The organism is Flagellimonas olearia, from assembly GCF_009184425.1.
GTDB lineage: Bacteria > Bacteroidota > Bacteroidia > Flavobacteriales > Flavobacteriaceae > Flagellimonas > Flagellimonas olearia.
In genome coordinates this window covers 161476-183026 of sequence record NZ_WELG01000001.1, presented here as the reverse complement: position 1 = coordinate 183026, position 21551 = coordinate 161476, and the positions used below count along the sequence as shown (strand labels likewise).

Here is a 21551-nt window from a genome sequence, read left to right as displayed (position 1 = left end):
ACCATGAAAAAAATAGCACTTGTATTTGGAGCGTTTCTTTTGTTTACCTCGTGTAGCAAAAAACCGCAATTTGTTGCCATAGAACATGTAACCATAAAAGGGCTTACAGATAATGCATTGGTAGTGGGAATGGATTACGTGGTATACAACCCCAACAATGTAAAAACAAAACTGCGGCAATCCAGTATGGAGATTTTTTACAAGGATTCTTTGGTAGGAAAGGGGTTTTTAAACGAACAGATGAGTCTGGCAGCCAAGGACACCATACGGATACCGGTAACCTGCGAGATAGAGCTTAAAAGTCTCAATGCCTTTTATTCTGAATTACTGGCTTCAGATTCCACCGAATTTACCCTCAAGGGCAACGGAAAGGTGAGCTTTCTGCTAAATTCCTTCACCATTGCCTTGGATGACAAGATACACTTGAATACCAAAAAGGCAATTTTAGAGGAAATCAGTAAGAATTTGGATTACGGCAATAATTTTAAAATTCGCTCCATTTCCAGCAATAGATTGCCTTCGCTGAGCAAAACCCATTTAAAATTAGGGGTTGAAACCCTCAATAAATTGCCCATTGCCTATACCATCAATGCCATGAATCTTGAATTCTACTTGGATGAAAACAAAGGGCAAGTGGCAGCATGGGCCATGGATGAACCTTTTCATCAAGAAGCCTTAAAATCAACCACCATACCTATTGATGTTACCCTGAACAATTTTGATATTTTAAAACAGATGAAGTTCTCTTGGCTCACCGACCAAAAAGCGAATTTCACTATTTTAGGGGAGGCCCAAATAAAAATTCAGGACTATGAATTCAATGTGCCCATAAAGGACCATGTGGAAATAGGATTATAGCCATTTCAGAAAAAACCTTGATGACCGACCAAGAACTGATAAACCAATTAAAGAAAGGAAACGAGAAATGTCTGCAACAGCTGTACCGGCACATGGGCATGGTAAAAAGTTGGGTGGGGCAGAACAACGGTAATGAGGATGATGCCTTGGACGTTTTTCAGGAGGCTATCATTGTCTTCTATAAAAACGTCATGGCCGGAAACTATCAACTCCAGAGCAAAATAAGCACTTATCTCTTTGAAGTTTCCAAGCGGCAGTGGCTCAACCAACTTAACCGAAGAAAGAAATATGAAAACAGACAGAGTGAGGTTGGCGTTTTGCAAGAAGGTCATGAATCCATAAATCCGGAAATCACTCGAAAAGGCCCAAATCTCAAGGAATACCTTGAGAAAGCCCTGACCAAGATTGGGGAACCCTGTAAATCGGTTTTGGAAGCCACCATATTTTTGGGAATGCGAATGGAGGACATTGCCGAAAAATTCAATTACTCCAGCGCCCGTTCCGCCAGTCAACAGAAATTACGGTGCCTTCAAAAGCTACGGGACGAAGTTTCCTATGAGGTCATAATCCGTTTAAAACAGTCATGAGGGAAGAATTACGACATATTGATTTGATTGACAAACACCTGACCGGTCGTCTTGATGATGATGAAAAAAGGGAGGTGGAACGCTTGCTGGCTGAAGACGAAGAATTTGTGAAGGAACTCGAGGTCTTTAAACAGATTTACAGGGGCATTGAATGGAACGAGGACGTAAAACTCAGGGCCAAACTGGACCTTTTATACGCCGAGTACAAGGATTCCGAGGAACAAAAACCAAAAGGCCTGTACCGAAGACTGATCATCTATAGTGGTACCGCGGCAGCCTGCATTATTTTGGGAACGCTGTTCTACTTCTTCAGGTCAACGGGTGATGCCCCCTTTATTGAGGATATCCCCAATGTGGTCGGTGTGGATTCCGTTCAAACGAAGCCAGAGGACAGCCTCATTTTGAAAAAGAACAACACCCAGATTACCAATACAGAAGAGTTGCCCGAAGATGAATGGAATAGCAACCCCCAAGACGAAACACAATTTGCCTTTTCGGACGGAAAATCCGTTCCGGCGGAATCCATACGCGTGGTAAAACAGCCATCACCTCTCTCCTACACTTTTAAGGATCAGGAACTGGTTCTCTATGGAGATTCTGGGATTTCGGGTCTTCAATTGCAAATGGGCAAGGACCAAAAAAGAAACTATTATGTAAAATATGGGAATAAACTATTCCATTTGGCCCCTTCAACATCCATAATTCCGTTGAAAGAAGTCCAGGAAGGATACAGTTTTGGGGAAGTTCAGAAGGAGAGCGTGCAAGTGAAAGTAATGCCGCTCATGGAAAATTCCCAGCCTTATTCCGGTTTTACCGTTTCGGTAACGGAGAATGCATCCATGGACAAAAACTATTTCTTCTTGGAACAGAATGAACAAAAACATTTGGTCATAGATGCCAATATGGACATAGACGCCGTTACCGTCATTGTTGTTTCAAAAAGTAATGGGAACTCATACTACCTGATTCATAAAAATGAGCTATATCCCCTAAACATTGATGCGACCCAAACCACTTCTCTTGAAGAAATTGATTATACCAAGAACAACGAGACCCGTATGTTTATGGACCGCCCTTCCTTTTCTGCAAGTGTGTACCACATAATTTTTTAGAAAAAATCAGCAAAAAAAGATGACATCTCCAATCTGCGGTTATATACCCATAGAATGTATAACCAAAACGATCAAAAATGACATCCAAAAAAGTACACGCAATTATTCTAATGGGCTTGTTTTTCGGTTTTGTAAATGCGCAAGACTCAGAAGCCGCTAAAAGAAGAAACCGGGGAATGACCAGCAAGACTGCTGATCAAGTTGAACAGGTGGACCAAACCGTTCAAAAAACCAACGACGACATTGACCAAACGGTGGAAGGCATTGACAATACCATTGAAGGTGCCAAGGAAACCGTTGGAAAAGTGGGAAGTATTTTGTTCGGTTCCAAGAAGGAAAAAAGCAAGAACAAAATAGTGATCTCCATAGATTCTGTTGCCTATGGAGATGAAAATGTACAAAACCTGTACAATGAGCTCTCCAAGAAAAATGGAGTGAAAAAAACCTCCAAAACCTTTTCGGACGGGGTTGTTACCATTCAAATTGAAACCAAACAAACGGCCGATGCCATTTGGCAAGAGATCTCCCAAAATACGAGAGCGCCCTTTAAGGTAATTGCCATGGGAGAAAACAACATTTCGGTTGGACTGCCAACGGAGACTGAATAATCCGTAAATAATCCAGTTACCACATTGCTATTTCATAAATCCAAAACGTATTTGACCCCAAGCCGCAAAAATGTTGGTATAAAAAGTTTCATATGCCTATTTTTAATGCTGACTGTCGAATAGGTTCAGGTACAAGAAGATATATCATTACTTTCAACCTTAACACTTCATCACAAAATGAAAAAATTACTATTCCTGATCGCTTTGCTCACTTTGATTCCCAACCTTGCATCTGCAAGACGGATAGGGGGAATTTTTGGAAAGAGCGAGCGAATCCAAAAAATTACCGACGTCGATATTAAAGGTACCAATGGCGAAGACCTCTACCTCGCCCATAAAACAACATCCCTGTTCATTTTTATGGGAGTCTACATGACAGATGATGGTTATGTACTGGGGGTAAAAGGAAGTATAGATACATACTATCCCTTGGATGAAGAGCAGATAAAAAAATTCCAGACCAGCGGAGTTCTGCCCACCCCACTCCCACCCTACAAAATAGAGCTTACTGAATGGTTATGGGGATTTTCCCTTTGGATACTACTTGCGGTCCTTGCCGTAATTTGGTTCTTTCCAAAAAACAAGAAAGCTCTTTTTGCACAAGGATGTAAATATTACTTTGGTAAGAACACCCCGGTGAATTACCCAAAAGCCATGCGCTATTTTGAAAAATCGGCCAAAAAAGAATATGGTCCGGCCGTGTTCAATCTTGGCGTAATGAACCTTTCCGGACAGGGCAAGGACAAGGATGTGGACAGCGCCATTGAGTTTCTTGAAAAGGCTTCCAAATTGGGGTATATTGATGCCAATGTAACCCTTGGAAACCTCTATTATAATGGCAGTGAAGTAACCAAAGACCTAGGCAAGGCCGAGGCTTGGTACAAAAAGGCCTGTGACCAAGGGCATTCCAATGCCTGCAAAATGGTGACCCACATACAAGAAGCCAGTTAATCAAAATCAACACCAAACCGTAACCAAATTCAACTACACCGACCATCATGAAACTATCACATTACGAATGGGACCCCGAAAAAGACCTTATAGCTGAGGGCGGGTTTGCCGAAGTGTTCAAGGCCAAGGACCTCAATGCCGAAGGAAGGTATGTGGCCCTTAAAATTTACAAAGAAGCTGTTTCAAGAGGTACGTCTGGGAGCACTGGACAGAAAAAATACAGCTTGGAACAGGAGTTTTCCAAAATAGATGGGTTATCGCATACGCACCTCATCACCTATTATGGTCTGGAATACATCACCCATACCGATGCCATGGGTAGAAATGTCAGCTATCCTGTGTTGATCATGGAATATGCAGGGGAAGGAACCTTGGGCCAAGCCATACACCGAAAGCTCTCTTTGGATGAAGGAAAGAACATCATTGTGGAAGTGGCCCAAGCAGTGGATTATCTTCACAAACAGGGCATTATCCACAGGGATTTAAAACCTGGAAATGTACTGTTTTCCAAAGACCGAAAGGGGAACAAGGTTTCAAAGGTGACCGATTTTGGGATAAGTCAGGACATACTGTCCGATAAGACCATACAACAATCTATGACCGAAGGTGTGGGAACACCTCACTACATGGCTCCTGAGCAATTCTTTAAAAAGAAATTCGGACTGAATGGGGATATAAGCGAACGTACCGATATTTGGGCACTTGGCATTATCTTCTACAAAATATTGACCGGAAAATTGCCTTTTGGGCATGACAAGAAGGATTATGAACTCATTCGGGATGGTATCGTTGGGGAAGATCCCGATTATTCCGAGGTGCCCGAAAGATTTAAGAACTGCATAAAAACTTGTTTGCAGAAAAATGCTACGGACCGATATGCCTCCGTATCCGATTTCATCCGGGATATTAATGGAGAGAGCAATGAAAGTGGAACCGTGTTCTTGGGAGGAAATGAAACACAATTTTCCGCACCGAAAGCCAAACCCAAAAAGAAGAAAAAAGTCTGGCCCGTTTTGCTATTGACTGCCTTGATTTTGGGTGCAGGATACGGAGGGTACGCCTTTTTTAGGGCTTCCCAAATAAAATCATTGCTGTCCGATGCTTGGGAATCCTATAAGACCGGGGACCACGAAAAAGCCTACAGTCTCTATCAAGAGGCCGCTGAATACGATTCGGGGGAGGCCAATTACTTCCTTGCCACCATGAGCAATTATGGATATGGCACCGACGTAGACTATGGCAAAGCACTTGAATATGTGGATAAGTCAATGGAATCTGGGTATGAGATGGCCAACTTTCAATATGCATGGGCCTATCAAAATGGTTTTGGTGTAGAAAAGGATACAACAAAAGCGTCAGAATATTTCAGGGAGGTTTTGGAAGAGGTTAAAAAACAAAGCCAAAAGGGCAATCCAGAAGCTCAAAATGTCTATGGTCTAATGCAGTGGAATGGATATGCCATTGAAAAAGACCCCGTTAAAGCCGAAGAACAATACAAAAAAGCAGCTGAACAAGATCACCCTGCAGCTGTAGAGAACTTGGCCATTTTGTACAAGTATCAGAAAAAATATGAGGATGCTTTTAAAATGTATGAAAAAGGCAAAGATCTCAATAGATATTCCTGCTATCGCGGTTTGGCCGAAATGTACCGCAATGGCCAAGCGGTTCCCAAGGATACCATAAAAGCATTTGAACTATACACCAGTGCCGCTGAAAGCAACGATGTGGTTTCACAGTATACGTTGGGTAAATTCTACTACTATGGAACTTTGACTGAAAGGGATAGGCTAAGAGCGGTTCAATGGTACACAAAAGCAGCAGACCGTGGCTATTTGGATGCCCAAAATGAACTTGGGATCATCTTTTATGAGGAAAAGAAATATGTGGAAGCCAAAAAATGGTTCCAAATGGCCGCAGATAGAGGCAATGCTTTTGGAGCTTATAACTTAGGACTGATCTATTATCAAGGACTCGGTACCACAAAAGATATGGTAGAAGCTAAAAAATGGTTCTTGGTTTCCGCCAATAAGGGGTATTCACAGGCGCAATACAAAATGGGGGACATCCTTGAACATGGAGATGATGGCAAAGTAGATCTTGAAGGCGCCATACGGTGGTACGAACTGGCAGCTGCACAAAACAATGCCTCGGCTCAATATGCATTGGGTAGATTGTACTATGATGGGAAAGGGAAAACCAAAAATCGGAAGATTGCAAAGGAATATTTCATCAAAACGGCCAATCTCAACAACTATTTGGGTCAATATATGTTGGGCGTGATGGCAGAAAATGGAATTGAGGGGCCTGTTGATTATACAGAAGCGGAGAAATGGTATAGATTATCCGCCAACAATGGGTATCTCAACGCCCAAAAAGCCTTAGGCCGTTTGATTTATGATGGAAAAGTTCCCGGACAAGAGAAGATCGTGGCGCGTACGTGGTACAAAAAAGCAGCGGACCAAGGTGACGCCGAGGCCCAGTATATGGTAGGTTTAATAGATTATAACGACAAGTATTACAGTTTGGCCAAAACCTGGTTCTTAAAGGCCGCCGGGCAAAACAACGCCGATGCCCAAAATTATTTGGGAGTCATGTATGAACTCGGAAGAGGCACCACCAAAAACCTGAAAACAGCTTTTGATTATTATACAAAAGCCGCCAACAATGGAAACTCTTACGCCATGTATAATTTGGGATTGTGCTATTACTATGCCAAAAGTGTATCCACCAATAAGGCTGTGGCAAAAACATGGTTCAATAAATCCTGTACCGCCGGCTATCAATCAGCTTGTGATTTCTTAAAGAAAAATTATTAAACAGGTTTTAATGAAGCTTTATTTACCAGTGCATTGCCATGAAATTGGCCAGCGATCAAACAACGAGGATGCCATTTACCCCGAAGAGGTATCGGAAAAAAACAGATTATTCATGGTTTGTGATGGTGTCGGTGGCCAGGCCAAGGGCGAAGTGGCCTCTTCCATGGTCTGTACGGGTCTTTCCAAGTATCTTTCGGAAAATCCAATGGAGAATATTGAGGATGAAACCTATTTGCCTTCCGCCCTACAAAGCATTGAACAACATATGGGTGAATATCTCGAAACCCATCCAGAAGCCATGGGCATGGCCAGCACTCTTACACTTTTATTGATTTCCGACACGGACAATAAGGCTTTAATAGGATGGGTTGGCGATAGTAGGGTCTATCACATCAGGGATGGTGAAGTCCTTTTTCAGACGAAGGATCATTCCGTGGTCCAAAGCATGGTGGATATGGGTGAAATCACCGAAGAAGAGGCTCAAACCCACCCCAAACGAAACATCATTACAAGGGCCATAAACGGAGCTAATCCAACAAGGATCGATCAAAAGGTAATTGGAGACATCAAGGCGAATGATTTCTTTTTTCTTTGCTCCGATGGTATCATGGAGAACCTTTCAAAAAAAGAGATTGGGACTTGGTTCAAGGAAAGTGAAACTGTGGACGAAATCAAATCCAATATTCTTGCAAACGCCCAAGGGGTGACCAAGGACAACTATTCCATGTATCTTATTAAGATATGTGGATAGATGTGAATCAAAAAACATTCAATTTTACTCCTTACTTCCAAGTCAAGATATATGGAAATAGAAACAACCAAAAATCTGGGGCATTGATTTAAACCCTATCTAAATCAATCAACAAATAATCTCAAAAGCCATTATTACTTGGGTAATCAAAAGGGCTTAATTGTCTAATATATCGAAAAGGATTACCATCATATATGAACTGTATTTCCCATACTCGGAACACCACCATCCATTCCAACAGAAAAACGGCACACATCCCAATTCACGGAAAAGAAACAACGTTTCTTCTTCTTCTTCTTCTTCTTCTTCTTCTTCTTCTTCTTCTTCTTCTTCGATACTTGAGAAACCAATTTTCAATAATATAAAGGAAATCCCCAATATAAGAGAGGTAACCAACAATAATAGGCCTCTTCACCCTATCAACTAAATTAAGATGAAAGCCAACATCACCAAACCTATAATACCATCTATAAATGCTCTATCGGCTTACTTATAAAATGGACTGCCTTACAATCAAGTACTTTCGCTTTCTCTCTAAGGAAATCCTGTAAATAAAAGGAGATGGAGCCAATAAAATACAATGGGTATTGCTCCATTTCATACCGATAGGGTCCTAACACGTGCTCAAAGACTTTATCTACACCATCCCGGATCATTGACCGTAGGAAAAGATGGTCGCGATTCTCTATCATAAACTTGGCAAATTTGGCCAGATAGGAACTTGGGTTCCCTCCTTGGTACAGCTCATGAAGTATGTCTTTGTTGTTCAGATTATAGCTGTCCTCAAATTTTCCCAGCAAATCACGGGGCATATAACCGTATGCATAACTACGCAATAGCTCTCTACCAAAATAATTGCCGCTACCTAAATCCATAACCTGATAACCCCAATCAGGTAACCGTTTATGAATCTTGGCGCCATCAAAGAAACAACTATTGGCCCCAGTACCTAAAATGCATACCACGCTGGGCTCACCCTTGGCACATTTTACTGCAATTCCCAAATCGTCTTCTATTCTCACCTGAGCCTCTTTAAAAAATTGGGAAAATACTTGAAACAATCTTTGTTGCGATTCTTCGGATTTGCCTCCTGCACAGTAAAACTCTACCTGTAAAATCTCATTTGGAATCTCATTTCTCACCTCTTGGACGAGTAACCCTATGTCCTCATCAGAATGAATCATGGGATTGATTCCATTGGTCCTCTTTTGAAACACCTTTGCACCGATTCTATCATAAACTCGCCAATCGCACTTGGTAGAGCCACTGTCCGCTATCAATACCATATCCTACGTTTATCCATTAAAGGAAATCATATCTCACAAGGACCTCGATGGCCACGTAGCTAGCCAAGACCAGAACCTGATATTCTTGTTTGCCCCCTTTTTACTTTAAATCCTTGATTCTGATATTTCGGAACCACAGTGCGGAGCCGTGACCCAAAAATCCTATATGCCCACTATTTCTATGGAGTCCTGGATGTTCTTGACCATCTGCAGTACCGTTTTCCGAAGCTTTTTTAATATCCTCATCAAGAATGACTTGATCATTCAGAATAATTTTAATATGGTCTCCTTTTACAATGACTTCTTGGGAATTCCATTCTCCAACAGGATTTAAAAATCCTTTTTTGGAAGCAGCAATTCCATATACCGAGCCGTGATACTGATAGGGCTTTAAATTGGCATAGATCGGTGCGGTGTTGTCCAGAATTTGCAACTCCTTTCCAACATAGGCCACATCGCCCTCCAACGGGGCATGAATACCAAGACCATTGTTGGCTCCGGGGGTCAACTTAAAATCAAAACGAAAAATAAAATCAGAATACTCGTTGGCGGTATACAGGTTTCCATGACCTCCTCGTTTGGGCTGAACCGCCAGTTCATTGTTCTCAACCAAATAATCCGTTTTATTCCCGATCCAATGATCCAGATCCTTTCCATTGAAAAGAGACTGAAATCCTTCTTTTTGTTCCTCAAGGCTTAAAAGTTCATTCCCAGATCGTATCTCACGAACATAAATGTTCCTGAATCCCAAATCTTCTCCATGAGCCTGAAGTTCTATGGCTTCTTTTGCAAAAATGGCCCTTTCCCTATCCCAGTAATTTTCCAAAACAACATTATCGGTAACCAATTTTCCGTTCAAATGGACAGTAACCCGTTCCCCTACCATTTTAATCCTAAATGTGTTCCACTCATTTATGGGGTTGTCTGCCACTACCAAAGGTTTACTGGCATTTTTTTGATTATTGTATAAACCTCCGCTTCCAACTTCTGCCCCGACCTTGGTTTGTGCGGTATCCCAGATTTGGACTTGTGGAGTACCCCTCAGATATATTCCACTATCTCCACCATGGGTTATTTTCCAATCCACCAACATCTCAAAATCGCCATAATCTTTTATAGTACAAATATTATTATAACCTTCTCCTTTGAAACCTATGACTCCATCTTTTACATACCAGTCCTTCAACATTTGTGCGTTGGCTTTTTCCTGTTCTTTTTTCAAGGCACTTTTGGACATTTTTTGCCTTTTGATTGGATTTTCCACCAGACCTTCCCAACCGGTGAGGTCCTTTCCATTGAATATGGACACGAATCCTTCTTCCTTGGGCATTTTATCCAAAAACTCTTTCGCATCAATTTTGATATACTGACTATCTGGGCCCGATAAGTTCAACATACTCTTTGAAACGGCCTTTCTTACCACATCCCCACGAAGTCCATTATTGACTCCAGGCGTTGGCAAGGCAATATTTACAATGGCATTGGATGCGTCAGAGCCCAAGTTGGGGTCATCCAGATAATCCGAAACAAAAACCAAAGACAAGAATGTCTTTGCCGATTGGGCTGCCTGAATTACTTGCTTTTTCTCCGCTATGGTGTTGCTGTGTGGCATTAACTTGCGTATCAACAACAGTTTTTGGTCATCGGGATAATCCGAGGTGGTAACCTTTTTCAAATACTCGCCAAAGGCCAAATCCCTGATGCCCTTTGGTGAATCGATTATAGCATTGAACATATATGGAAGGCTTTCGTTACCGTCCCACACGGCAAGCGCCTGTATTGCAGCCATTTTGTCTTCACCTTTGCCGGATTGCAATTGTTCCGCTATCAGCGACAATGCTTTATCACCTTTAATTGCCGGAAGGATGGGAATTAATTTGGACTTATCGCCAAAATCCGCAAATGCGTTGTAAACCAAGGAAGATTTTTCTTGCTGGGTGCCATCAAGAACTTTGACAATGGCCTGCTGCACGTAATTAATGTCCTCCATGTCTTCTGCCGAGGAGAGTATATCCATCAGTTCCGTTAAGTCATCTTCGGAAGAAACGGATGGTAGTGCCTTATAGATGGCCTTTTGTAAACCAGGATCCGCTTGATCCAACATCTTGGCGATCACATCAAATTGATCTGTTGCATTTCGTTTGGCGAGAACATTGACCAATACGCTCTTCCCTTTCTGATTATACATATTCTGTAATTCACCGGCAACGAGCGGGGCATCTTCCACACCTACAATTTTCAACAAGGTATTTTCAATACCTGCAAAAGTCGCATCAGTATCGGTGTTTTGTAATGTCTTAAAAAGTAAGGGCAAGGCCTTTTTCTTATCTTGGAAGGCCAAAGCTCTTATACCTGCCAACCTTAAAGATTCATTGTCCGAGAGGATTGCTTTTGTGATGCATTCATCCAACACTTCAGGTTCTTGACGTTGGCGCAACATTTCCAAAAGTTGTATTTTTCCACTATCCCCGATTTTCTTGTATTGTTTGACCCATTTCAAGACTCCACTGGGTGTAAGGTTCTGGCCGGCTGCTTTTAAAACGCTCCCCCTATAGGCCTCATCATGGTGCTTTGCCTCTTTCAAAAACGTCTTTGTGGCATTTTTTCCTTTGGAAGCGGATAGCAGATTGATGCCCGCCGCCCTAAAATTCAGTTGGCTGTCCTGAGTACAGTTTTTCAACAATGACTCGGCTATAGTTTGGGCCAAGGATAAATTTCCTTCATCAACAAGTCTATTGCCATAATGGACATATGCTATAATGCCCCTGTTATTTCCCAATTGATAATCCTCACTTTGGACTGCTTTGGAAAAAATATCATATGAATCAGGGCTGGCTATTTCCGCCAAGGCCATAAGCGTTTTCTGCTTTAGAAAACTATCCGATTTTGAATCGGACATCACCTCAACCAGAGCTTCTGATGCAGGGGCATAGCGCAAGTGGCCCAATGCTGCAATACATGCCGCTTTCCTATTTCCGTTGTACGACTGGGTCGTGCTATAAATGGCTTGTGCCGCGTTTGATGTGCCTATTGCCGTCAACGTGGCCAAAGCAGGTTTAAATAGTTCTTCGTCCTTAAGGTATTTGGTCAGTAATTCTACACTTACATCACTTCCACAAAACGCCAAACGATCTATGAAAAATGTTTTCACCTCCGTCCCTTCTGCATTGTCCAAGGCAGTTAGCAGTGCTTTTTCGACGCTACTTTCTTTGTGGTTTCCAGCATATACCGCCAAGCTGTGAACAGCATATCTTGCTTGGGTGTCGTCTCCCGTTCCCAGAGGAATGATACGTTTACAGAATTCATGGATTCCCTTGGCATCCAAATCCAACATTTCTTGCATTAACCTGTCCGAATGCTCCAAATCCTCGGTCGGGAATTGTGCCAATATATCCACCACTTTGGTTTCCAAAGTCCGGTTTATCTGCCCAATGGAAGTTTGTAAGGCAAAGAGCAAAAAGAGCGTTGATATAGTATATTTTATCCTTTTCATTTTTTTGTGATTTTTTGATCGATGGAACACGTCCTGTTTTGATTGGTTTCCCGCAGATCCCATAGGTACATACTTTTATTCTTCAATTTGGGTATTATGGTGAATGATCAAGTGGCCCATGAAGTACGCATGGGTTGGTCCAGTAATCTATTGGCTTCCGGATCATTCACAAACTCTTGCTTAACGGGATCAAAATCCAAGTCCCTGCCCAGTCGCAATGCCACTACCCCCATATTGACAATAGTTGCCGATCGGTGTCCATTCTCTTCATTCAATGCAAACTTTTGACGGGTTTTAACGGACTCCGAAAATGTAGTTATTTGCTCCTCTGGATCGGGAAGGGTATTGATCAAGCCTTCGATGTTGGGAACAGTGGATTTGAATCCATTGAATATTTTGCCATCAGGCCCCTCAATATAGGCAGCGTTCTTATCACGGTTTTCGCCATCCAATATAATTTGACAGCCATCAGCATAGGTATAGGTTATTCTTCTCCAAGTCCCAATGGCATCATAATGCTGCTGCGGGGCATCCACCTCAACCTTAACTGGACTGGTATGGTCCTTGCCCAAAAAGTATTGAACGGGATCGATATAATGTTGCCCCATATCACCCAATCCGCCCCCATCGTAATCCCAATATCCTCTAAAAGTGGAATGGACCCTATGCGGATTATAAGGTTTTTCGGGAGCTGGTCCCAACCACATATTATAATCCAAATGCCCGGGTACGGGCTGAGGAGTCAAATTCTCCTTTCCTACCCAGTAGAACTTCCAATTAAACCCGGTAATGCCACTTATGGTTACTTTTAACGGCCATCCCAACACACCACTGTCGACTACTTTTTTAAGCTTCTTAACTGGAGTGCCCATACCATAGAAGTTACTCTTGAAGCGAAACCAAGTATTCAGCCTAAACATTTTCCCATGCACCTTCATGGCTTCAACAACACGCTTGCCCTCTCCAATGGTCCTGGTCATCGGTTTTTCACACCAGACATCCTTACCGGCCTCTGCCGCCATAATGGACATGAGCCCATGCCAGTGGGGAGGGGTGGCAATATGGATGATATCAATGTCCGGTCTGTCCAGTACTTCCCTAAAATCGCGGTATCCCTTAACATCACCGCTGACTTTCTTGAGGGTATCTGCCAAGTGTTTTGCATCGGCATCACAAATGGCCAACAATTTGGTTCCCTCATAAGTTAAATGGCCTTGGCCCATACCGCCTACACCGATCACCGCTTTGGTAAGTTGATCGCTGGGAGGAATAAAATTTGGACCTCCCAAAACATGTCTTGGTATAATACTGATGCCTGTAGCCGCTATCAAGGATTTTTTGACAAACCCCCTTCTGCTTTTCATTTCTTCTTTCAAGTTCATTCTTATTTTATCTGATTGCTATATCTTATTGTTTTTTTCCAGTTGGAAGCATTTCTTTCTTCAATGCATCATAATGATTGTTTATTTCGGAATTCTTGGTCAGGTCCCAAATGGAAGTATCAAGTTCTCGCAGTGACAATATGGTTGTGATCCATCCTTGCGTCCAGCCACTTTCTATGGCCCATGCTCCCCAACCAGCATCAGCATTGGACCCCCAATGTTCGAACCTTTCAAAGTCGAAGGCCCTCATCCACCCTCCATGAAGCTCTGGATGTTCCGGTGATTTGACCTGTATGCGACAGAGAAACTCGGATAGTTGATCCACTGATTTCTTGATACGGGGATCCTTGAGGGTGTACCAGGCTTCATGCAAACCTACCAAGGCAAAATTGGTGGTGTACAGTAGGTCACTTACAGGGTCGCCGTTCTTTGCAATCAAAGAAGCCTCGTGCAATCCATAATCAGCATTACTCTTTGAAGGTGGAAAAACACCTTTTTCAATGCTTCCCAATTCTTCCCTTATGGCACCGCTATCGTCCTGAAGCTCCAATAATCCATCCAAGGCGGTATAGAGCATTTTTCTATTTTCATCTGTGTTTTCCACACGAACCAACCACGCAAGAGGCAGGAGGATCCTGGCTTTTTCCTGTGCCAGTCCGTTCATCCATTTCCATTTATTGGGATAGCCTTCCATGGTAGTTTTTATTGCCTGTTTAGTGCGCTCCAGAAAAATAGGATCCCCAGTTTTGTCATAGGCCCAAAGGAAACAGGCCCATAGATATGCTTCCATGTGTGGAGAAAGGTTCATAACCTTACCCTCATAATAATGTTGCCAGCCGTTTTCCTGTAACTGTGGCAAATCTATCCTATCGCCCCTAAAACCATTTTTTCCCGTGGTCCGGTGCAATGCGAGCAACATACGCATCAATATATCATCCTGTTCCGTATTTCCGGTAATTGCCGCAGTGATAATAGCGCCAAGAAAGAGACGGGCATTGTCATCCCCATAATTTGCCTTGTACCACGCATAACTGGAAATACCCCAAGGTACAAGTCCATAGGCTCCATGGGCTGGATTGCCATACTCCCCTTTCAGTGCAGATGACTCTTTCAAGTAAAACTCCAAAAGGTTATTGGCTATTTCGTAGTTCTCTTCCCTGCCAAGTAACTTTCCCGATGCCGCAAAAGCACCAGCCACCTCACCTGTGCAATCGCCCCGGAGTACCACCCCGATGGGTTGATTTCCTTTTTCATCAATTCTGGAAAAAACACATTCAAACACCCCATTACTGCCATCCCCATTTGAAATGGTATCACTCCAGTTAATGAATTCAGTCTTTATTTCCTCATTGTGAGTGTTTTGTAGAATACCATTATATTTTTCAGGCACAAGCATTTTGGCATTTCTAAACCATTCAACGCCCTTCTCAACGCTTTTTTTCTGATAATCGGAAGGTAATTGCTCGTTGCGGGCATAAGTGGTCTGTATCTTGGGATTCCAGTCCAACTTTTCAATTACAGTACCATCGTCCAATAAAAATTGAAAAATCCATTTCCATATCCCCTGCCATTCAACTTGCGGGGCGTACCTTCCTTTGATAAAGTTACTTAACCCAGTGGTGGATACCAATCCATCATAATTGTTCAATTGGAACAATAAAGGGTTGTTTTCTTTCGGAACGCCATAAATGGCGCTATCCAGGCCTGCAACCCTTGCAGCCACAATATGGGCATTGGAAACTTGGGTTGGAACATAGGTAAGTCCATTGATGGCCAAAATGTCCAAACTGTCTGGCTGGTTTCCAAAAAAAGAGGAGTTTACCACGGCTCGTTCATACTTTGGTGTTTTATTTTTGGGCTGGGTCTTCACCCCGGGAAGTTTATCTGTGAACTCTATATAAAACCTGTTTTTCTTCTCTTTTAAAAGATCAAAAAAATTGTCTGGTACGTTCAGACGTTCATTTGGGTAATTGTCTGCCAAAATAAGTGCCGATTCTCCCTTACCTATACCATCCAATAAATCATCCAAGCTATCATAACGCACTACATCCATATATTCCAACCTTTGGATGACCTTGTACAGATCATTGCCCTCTTCACAGTACACGTGTATTTTCTGAGGAGCTGTATTCCATACCAATAGTAAATAGATGATTGCCATAGGCCCAAGGAACATTAATATTTTTAGAACTGATTTCATTTGAAGAGGTTGCTTTTTAAGGATACTGGATGTTGTAAGGGGTAAATGGTGGATTGCTGCGAAACGCATTAGACGAATATAACCAGAATATGATTCATGATTTAGTGTACGGCCTTCCGTAAAAATTGGAAGACCGCAACTAAACCACTTCTTATAAATGCAATGATTAGTATCCCGGGTTTTGTCCCAGGTTTGGGTTTAAGGTAAGCTGATCTACAGGCAATGGCGCCAAGTAATTTTTTGAAGGATCAAAGCCTACCTCCCCTTCGCCAAAAGTTTGTAGCAGAGGAGAAATATAGCCATCAACATTTTCTATCCGCGTGGATACTTCGTCTACGTCGTAGGCAGGCTCAAAAGGTCGATCTCTCCATTGTTCCAATTTAGACCCAAGTCGGGGGGCGCGAATCAAATCGGTGGCCGCCCAGCGATACAGGTCATCCCTCCTGAATCCTTCAAAAGCCAACTCCACTCTTCTTTCCCTTCTGATTTCATTCATTAAAGGTGTTAGCCCGGGAAAATTCCAATTGGGATCGGAAAACCCAACAGTCTCATCAAGGTGGGGGACTCCTGCCCTGTCCCTCAGTAAGTTGATGGTCCTATCCAACACTTCCTGAGTACAGGTTCCCAACTCTTCATGTGCCTCGGCAGCTATGAGCAATGCCTCTGCATATCTAAACAAAGGAACCGCATTGGACGTATTGTTACCTGAAGCATCTTCTGTTGCTATAAATGGACTGAGCCACTTGTAAATTTGATACCCGGTAGTATTGGGCCATGGATTCAACGTTAAAAAAGGTAGTTGGTATGCATCCACGATACCATTGGATATCTTGATTGGCATTCCCGGAGTGGAGATGGTCATTTTCATCCGCGGATCTCTATTGGTGGTAACCTCTTCCAATGTTTCATCACCCATATATTGTGGACTTATGCCAATGGGCAATCCATCATCACATAGATAAGCATCCACCAAGGATTTTGAAATTCCATGTCCATTTGGTCCTCCGGACGTTCTGATCTGTTGCCCCCAATATATCAGATCCAAATCGGCACTGTACTCCCTTGCCAATAGCACTTCAGATATGCTTGAAATCTCTGAACTCGGTGTTGAGAACAACCTCCAATAACTAAAGCCATCTGGGATCTCCGGGTGCGAAAAATCATTGTAAAGCGTATATCCGCCCTCCATGACTTCTTCGGCAGCATCCCTAGCTTGGGTAAAAAACCTATTAACATCCCTACCATCGCCTTCAAAAGGGGTTCCTGCATGATATTTCTCCCAAGTACCTTCATAAAGTGCAACCCTTGCCTTAAAGAGAAGTGCAACATCCCTATGGATACGTCCTTCCTGGGTCTGTGATTTTGATGGGAGCTTATCAATGGAACGATCCAACACGGAAAGTATGGAATCTGCAACCACCGATCGGGACAAACGCCCTTCAAAAAGTTCAGGGGAATCCACATCCAAGGTAGTGGACAACCAAGGTAAATCCCCAAACCTTTTCATCAAATCAAAATAAAAGAAGGCTTTAAAAAAGAGAATTTCCCCAAGGTACTTGTCTTGTGCAGATTGTGGCGCTTCGGATACGGAGATATTATCCAAGAAAAAATTGACATTTCGGATATTGCCCCATCCCCAACCTCCGCCAGAAGCCGGAATGGTCTGGGTGCCAAATGCCAATGGATATGACGTAAATGATGCTGGAACGTCATTATCCGAAGCGGCATCGGATTCCCATGCCCACGCAGCCATGGTTCCTGGCAACGAGGTGTAAAACTGATTGGCATACATTTCCATCTCATTGGCCGAGAATGTAATACCTTGATCGGTAATAGTGTCCTTTGGGATCGTGGTCAATTCATCTTCGCATGATAGCATCGCAACAAGTAGTACGGCCATCATTGTGACTAGTGTATGTTTTTTCATGATCTTGTCCAATTTTAAAATTCAATATTTACACCCATGGTAATTGTTCTAAACAAGGGGTATGATTTACCCGGACCATAATTTCCATGAAGTCTTTCCGGGTCAAAATTCTCATCAATGGGAGAAAAGGTCAGTAAGTTTTCCCCACTTACGTATACCCTAAGTCTATTAAGTCCTACAGGGTCCAGAATAGTATTGGGTAGGGAGTAGCCTAATTGAAGATTCTTCAACCGTACATACGAAGCATCTTGTAAAAACCTTGTTTGTCGTTGTTGATTTTTACTGATTTCGCCGGTTGCATATGGTCTTGCAAAATAGGCATCCGTGTTTTCAGGGGTCCAATAATCCATTGTGGTTTCGAACACTTGCTGTGTCCACGAGCCTGTAAGTCCAAAAAATGGAATATCGCCTAGCCAAACCTCTCTTTTGGCAATACCTTGCCAAAACATATTGAAATCGAATCCTTTCCATTCAAATCGAGAGGTAAATCCAAAGGCGTACCGTGGTGTGGTATTTCCTATTCTTCTTAAATCCCCCGGATCTTCAATTGTATTCTCTCCTTGCGAAATCACACCATCCCCGTTCAAATCGGTATATTCAATATCTCCAAGATTCCAGTTTCCACCATAGATGTATGTGGTCTGGTCGGCCATATTGTTCAATTGTTCATCGTTTTGGATAATTCCTGCAGTGGTATATCCCCATATTTCGCCAATTTCCTTACCTGGGTAATAGCCCCAAATATTATTGGTTGAGCTATTGTATCTGGTAACCTTGGAAAAGTTATCCGACAAATTGAATTGAAACGAATAATTAAAGTCCTCGTTGATCACATCACTCCAACCCAAGGTCAACTCAAACCCTTTGGTCTCCATATCGGCATTGTTGGTTACCGGGACCCCTACTCCCAAAATAGAAGGTAGAGCCTCAGCGGGACCGACCATATCCAAAGTCTTTCTTTCGAACCAGTCGAAGCTTAGGCTCAAACGATTCTTCAACATGGTTACATCCAAACCAAAATCCAGTGTGTTGGCGGTTGCCCAGGTCAAATTATTGCTTACCAATCCCGGCGCTGAGATATAGTTCGGGCGCTCCCCATCTATAATATAACCCAAGTTGGTACGAATGGGTACTTGGGCATAAAAAAGGTAATTTGAAATCTGCTGATTCCCGAGCTCCCCATAAGAGGCTCTTAGTTTAAGGGTGTTGATTTCCTCAACCTTGAAAAAGTTCTCCTTGGCTATATTCCAACCTGCGGATACCGATGGGAAAAAGCCCCATTGATTTCCCACTGGAAATTTTGAGGTTCCATCATATCTGGCATTTGCCTCAAACAAATACCTTCCTTTATAATTGTAGTTTACCCGACCAAAAAAACCAATATTGACCCACTCATCTATGGAATCGGAGGTTTGTCTAATACCCGTTCCCGTATTCAAAGACGGTATGGCATCGGTAACCAAATTGGGAACATAACCCGATATGGCGTTACGGGTGTAATCTTCTCGCTGGCCTCCTAGCAGAATGTTAAAATAATGCCCGCCAATTGTTTTATCGTAGGAAGAAAACAACTCTAAACTTTCATAATCCCTGGATGCATTCGTTTTACTGACAGAATTTACGGATTGAATATCATAAGGGTTGCCATCCGTATCGTGTGCTTGCAAAATTGCCTGATGGGCGTTGACTTCCGTCATTAACTTGGAATACGAGTACCTCGCCGTGGTTTTCCAACCTTTAACGGGTTCGAATTCCACAGTTCCCATCAATTTTAATTCATCTTCCCTGGTCTTACGCCTTGAGCCTTCAAAGTATTGGATTTCAGAAGTCCATAAAGGGTATCCGTTAGGGTCGTACAACGGCCAATGCGGCGGCCTAGTGTAAGCAATATGGAACAAATCCCCTGTTTGCGCCGAATAATCATAAGGTTCATTGGTAAAGCCTCTGTTATATAAGGTCTGGAACTTAAACTTGAGCTTCTCGTTCAAATCCGTATTGATATTGGCCAAAAGATTGTACCGCTTGTAGTTATCTTGGCCCATCTCAAAAATTCCATCTTGGTCCAAATAGCCAAGGGAGATACGATAATCCGTATTGTCCCCTCCTCCACTTACCGCAAAATCGTGCTTTTGGCTAACCATGGAATCGCTGTAGTACGCATCAAAATAATCCACATTCGCATTTCCCAGCGCATAACTCCAACGTGAAGGGTCTCCAGGCTCTGGAACCGTGGTTGGAATACTTCCTGGATCGGAAAGATATTGTCGAATCCTATCCATCTGATCTGGACCGAAAATGGGGTTCATTCCTGAGTTGGCAGCAGCTACGTTCATGGTTTCTGCATGAAGCAAGGAATTCACTGTTTTAGGAAAAATAGTCTGGGCATTGTTCGACACGGAGCTATTGATACTCACTTTGGTTTTCTTTCTGGAACCTTTTTTTGTGGTCACCAAAATGACCCCAAAAGTTGCACGGGCCCCATAAATTGCAGCTGAAGCCGCATCTTTCAATACCGAGATACTTTCAATATCAACCGGATTTAACAGGTTTAGGTCGCCTTGCACACCATCTATGAGAACCAACGGTGCCGCTCCACCATTGATATCACCAAGTCCCCGAATTTGAAAGGCAGAACCTTGGCCGATTCTTCCAGGGGAACCCGGGTTGGTCGTTACGGTGAGATTCGCCACGGTACCCTGTAAAGCTTGACCAGCATTTTGGACAGCCCTATTTTCAAGGACTACACTAGAGGTCTCCCCAACGGCTCCCGTCAGGTTTTCTTTCTTCTGTACCCCATATCCCACAACAACCACTTCATCCAGTTTACTGGTATTTTCTTCCATGTTTACTGTAATAACATCAGTAGTAACTTCAACGCGCTGCGTGATCATCCCCATGTAGGAAAATACAAGGACATCTCCTTTTTCCGCTTCTATGGAATACTCGCCATCAAAGTCGGTCTGGGTTCCGGTAGTTGTTCCATCCACCAAAACATTGACCCCGGGCAATGGATTCCCGTCAATGTCCTTAACAGACCCCGAAACCATTTGTTGGTAATCATTGGCATCTGTATTTTTTTGGGGGGTGGCCCCATCTCCTTTGGACAAAGAACGCTTGAGTATGATTTGTTTCTTGAAAACCTCATAGGTTATAGGGGTTTTTAAGAACAATTCTTCCAAGATTTTGGAGATCCGTTTATTTTTTACATTGATGGAGACCTTCTTGGCATATTCAATTTCGTTAACGTTGTACAAAAACTTGAACTGTGTGTTCGACTCTATTTCCCTCAATACTTTTTCAACACTGACATTCTCTAAATGCAAAGTGATCTTGGTGTTCTGGGCATATGAATTTGCCTGAACCTGAAAAAGGGAAATGATAAAAAGATAGACTGCTAGTTTCATTTTAAGGTCTAACTTCAAGTATAAGGGGGGCATGCCCCTCAACATCGAAAGGATTTTCATATCTTTGTTCTGTATTAAGATGATTTAACATTTGGTTTAAATCACTCTTTTATCCAATCGGGGAATGTGTCCGCATTTTCCGATTTTTTTCTTCAGAGTGATGGTTATTTATATTC

General features: G+C 42.7%; 14 protein-coding genes. 7 read left to right on the top strand and 7 right to left on the bottom strand.

Features of this window, described 5'->3' with window-relative positions; genetic code table 11:
- Positions 1–3: 3 nt before the first annotated feature.
- The 7 genes from F8C76_RS00780 to F8C76_RS00750 all read left to right on the top strand — a co-directional run bounded on the left by F8C76_RS00780 (position 4) and on the right by F8C76_RS00750 (position 7683).
- Positions 4–858, top strand: a complete 855-nt coding sequence (locus tag F8C76_RS00780) for an LEA/WHy family protein (RefSeq protein ID WP_170283925.1) — start codon at positions 4–6, stop codon at positions 856–858.
- Positions 859–878: 20 nt separating this feature from the next.
- Positions 879–1445, top strand: coding sequence for an RNA polymerase sigma factor (locus tag F8C76_RS00775; protein ID WP_152130037.1), 567 nt, complete (start codon positions 879–881; stop codon positions 1443–1445).
- Positions 1442–2557 (top strand): anti-sigma factor, encoded by a 1116-nt coding sequence (locus F8C76_RS00770; RefSeq protein ID WP_152130036.1) that lies wholly within the window; start codon positions 1442–1444, stop codon positions 2555–2557. Before F8C76_RS00775 ends, F8C76_RS00770 begins: the two co-directional genes overlap by 4 nt.
- Before the next feature lie 77 nt (positions 2558–2634).
- The gene (locus F8C76_RS00765) at positions 2635–3165 is read left to right on the top strand and encodes a hypothetical protein (RefSeq protein WP_152130035.1); all 531 of its coding nucleotides are present in this window, start codon (positions 2635–2637) and stop codon (positions 3163–3165) included.
- Between the two features lie 177 nt (positions 3166–3342).
- Positions 3343–4116 (top strand): tetratricopeptide repeat protein, encoded by a 774-nt coding sequence (locus F8C76_RS00760; protein WP_152130034.1) that lies wholly within the window; start codon positions 3343–3345, stop codon positions 4114–4116.
- 47 nt (positions 4117–4163) lie between these two features.
- On the top strand, positions 4164–6932 hold the full coding sequence (locus F8C76_RS00755) for a serine/threonine-protein kinase (RefSeq protein ID WP_152130033.1): 2769 nt from the start codon (positions 4164–4166) through the stop codon (positions 6930–6932).
- Positions 6933–6942: 10 nt separating this feature from the next.
- Entirely contained in the window at positions 6943–7683 is a 741-nt protein-coding gene (locus F8C76_RS00750; RefSeq protein WP_152130032.1) for a PP2C family protein-serine/threonine phosphatase, read from the top strand.
- A gap of 156 nt (positions 7684–7839) precedes the next feature.
- Here the strand turns inward: F8C76_RS00750 and F8C76_RS18625 are convergent, their stop codons facing one another.
- From F8C76_RS18625 to F8C76_RS00715, 7 genes are all read right to left on the bottom strand, one after another.
- A complete protein-coding gene (locus tag F8C76_RS18625; protein ID WP_170283924.1) occupies positions 7840–8061 on the bottom strand; it encodes a hypothetical protein in 222 nt (73 codons plus the stop codon).
- 89 nt (positions 8062–8150) lie between these two features.
- Positions 8151–8969 carry an N-acetylglucosamine kinase gene (locus tag F8C76_RS00740; RefSeq protein WP_152130030.1) on the bottom strand — a complete coding sequence of 273 codons (819 nt, stop codon included), beginning with the start codon at positions 8967–8969 and terminating at the stop codon, positions 8151–8153.
- A 100-nt stretch (positions 8970–9069) separates the two neighbouring features.
- Complete coding sequence (locus F8C76_RS00735) at positions 9070–12462, bottom strand: 3-keto-alpha-glucoside-1,2-lyase-like domain-containing protein (RefSeq protein ID WP_170283923.1); 3393 nt, start codon at positions 12460–12462, stop codon at positions 9070–9072.
- 107 nt (positions 12463–12569) lie between these two features.
- A complete protein-coding gene (locus tag F8C76_RS00730; RefSeq protein WP_242502116.1) occupies positions 12570–13844 on the bottom strand; it encodes a Gfo/Idh/MocA family oxidoreductase in 1275 nt (424 codons plus the stop codon).
- Between the two features lie 25 nt (positions 13845–13869).
- Positions 13870–16044, bottom strand: a complete 2175-nt coding sequence (locus F8C76_RS00725) for a hypothetical protein (RefSeq protein ID WP_152130028.1) — start codon at positions 16042–16044, stop codon at positions 13870–13872.
- Positions 16045–16210: 166 nt separating this feature from the next.
- On the bottom strand, positions 16211–17971 hold the full coding sequence (locus tag F8C76_RS00720; RefSeq protein WP_152130027.1) for a RagB/SusD family nutrient uptake outer membrane protein: 1761 nt from the start codon (positions 17969–17971) through the stop codon (positions 16211–16213).
- Between the two features lie 14 nt (positions 17972–17985).
- Positions 17986–21375, bottom strand: a complete 3390-nt coding sequence (locus F8C76_RS00715) for a TonB-dependent receptor (RefSeq protein ID WP_170283922.1) — start codon at positions 21373–21375, stop codon at positions 17986–17988.
- Positions 21376–21551 lie beyond the last annotated feature (176 nt).

Excerpts from the sequence above, each read along its gene's own strand:
- F8C76_RS00720 (WP_152130027.1), bottom strand. The coding sequence starts at position 17,971 with ATGAAAAAACATACACTAGTCACAATGATGGCCGTACTACTTGTTGCG.
- F8C76_RS00730 (WP_242502116.1), bottom strand. The coding sequence starts at position 13,844 with ATGAACTTGAAAGAAGAAATGAAAAGCAGAAGGGGGTTTGTCAAAAAA.
- F8C76_RS00755 (WP_152130033.1), top strand. The coding sequence starts at position 4,164 with ATGAAACTATCACATTACGAATGGGACCCCGAAAAAGACCTTATAGCT.
- F8C76_RS00770 (WP_152130036.1), top strand. The coding sequence starts at position 1,442 with ATGAGGGAAGAATTACGACATATTGATTTGATTGACAAACACCTGACC.
- F8C76_RS00775 (WP_152130037.1), top strand. The coding sequence starts at position 879 with ATGACCGACCAAGAACTGATAAACCAATTAAAGAAAGGAAACGAGAAA.
- F8C76_RS00715 (WP_170283922.1), bottom strand. The coding sequence starts at position 21,375 with ATGAAACTAGCAGTCTATCTTTTTATCATTTCCCTTTTTCAGGTTCAG.
- F8C76_RS00760 (WP_152130034.1), top strand. The coding sequence starts at position 3,343 with ATGAAAAAATTACTATTCCTGATCGCTTTGCTCACTTTGATTCCCAAC.
- F8C76_RS00740 (WP_152130030.1), bottom strand. The coding sequence starts at position 8,969 with ATGGTATTGATAGCGGACAGTGGCTCTACCAAGTGCGATTGGCGAGTT.
- F8C76_RS00725 (WP_152130028.1), bottom strand. The coding sequence starts at position 16,044 with ATGAAATCAGTTCTAAAAATATTAATGTTCCTTGGGCCTATGGCAATC.
- F8C76_RS00780 (WP_170283925.1), top strand. The coding sequence starts at position 4 with ATGAAAAAAATAGCACTTGTATTTGGAGCGTTTCTTTTGTTTACCTCG.
- F8C76_RS00750 (WP_152130032.1), top strand. The coding sequence starts at position 6,943 with ATGAAGCTTTATTTACCAGTGCATTGCCATGAAATTGGCCAGCGATCA.
- F8C76_RS00765 (WP_152130035.1), top strand. The coding sequence starts at position 2,635 with ATGACATCCAAAAAAGTACACGCAATTATTCTAATGGGCTTGTTTTTC.
- F8C76_RS00735 (WP_170283923.1), bottom strand. The coding sequence starts at position 12,462 with ATGAAAAGGATAAAATATACTATATCAACGCTCTTTTTGCTCTTTGCC.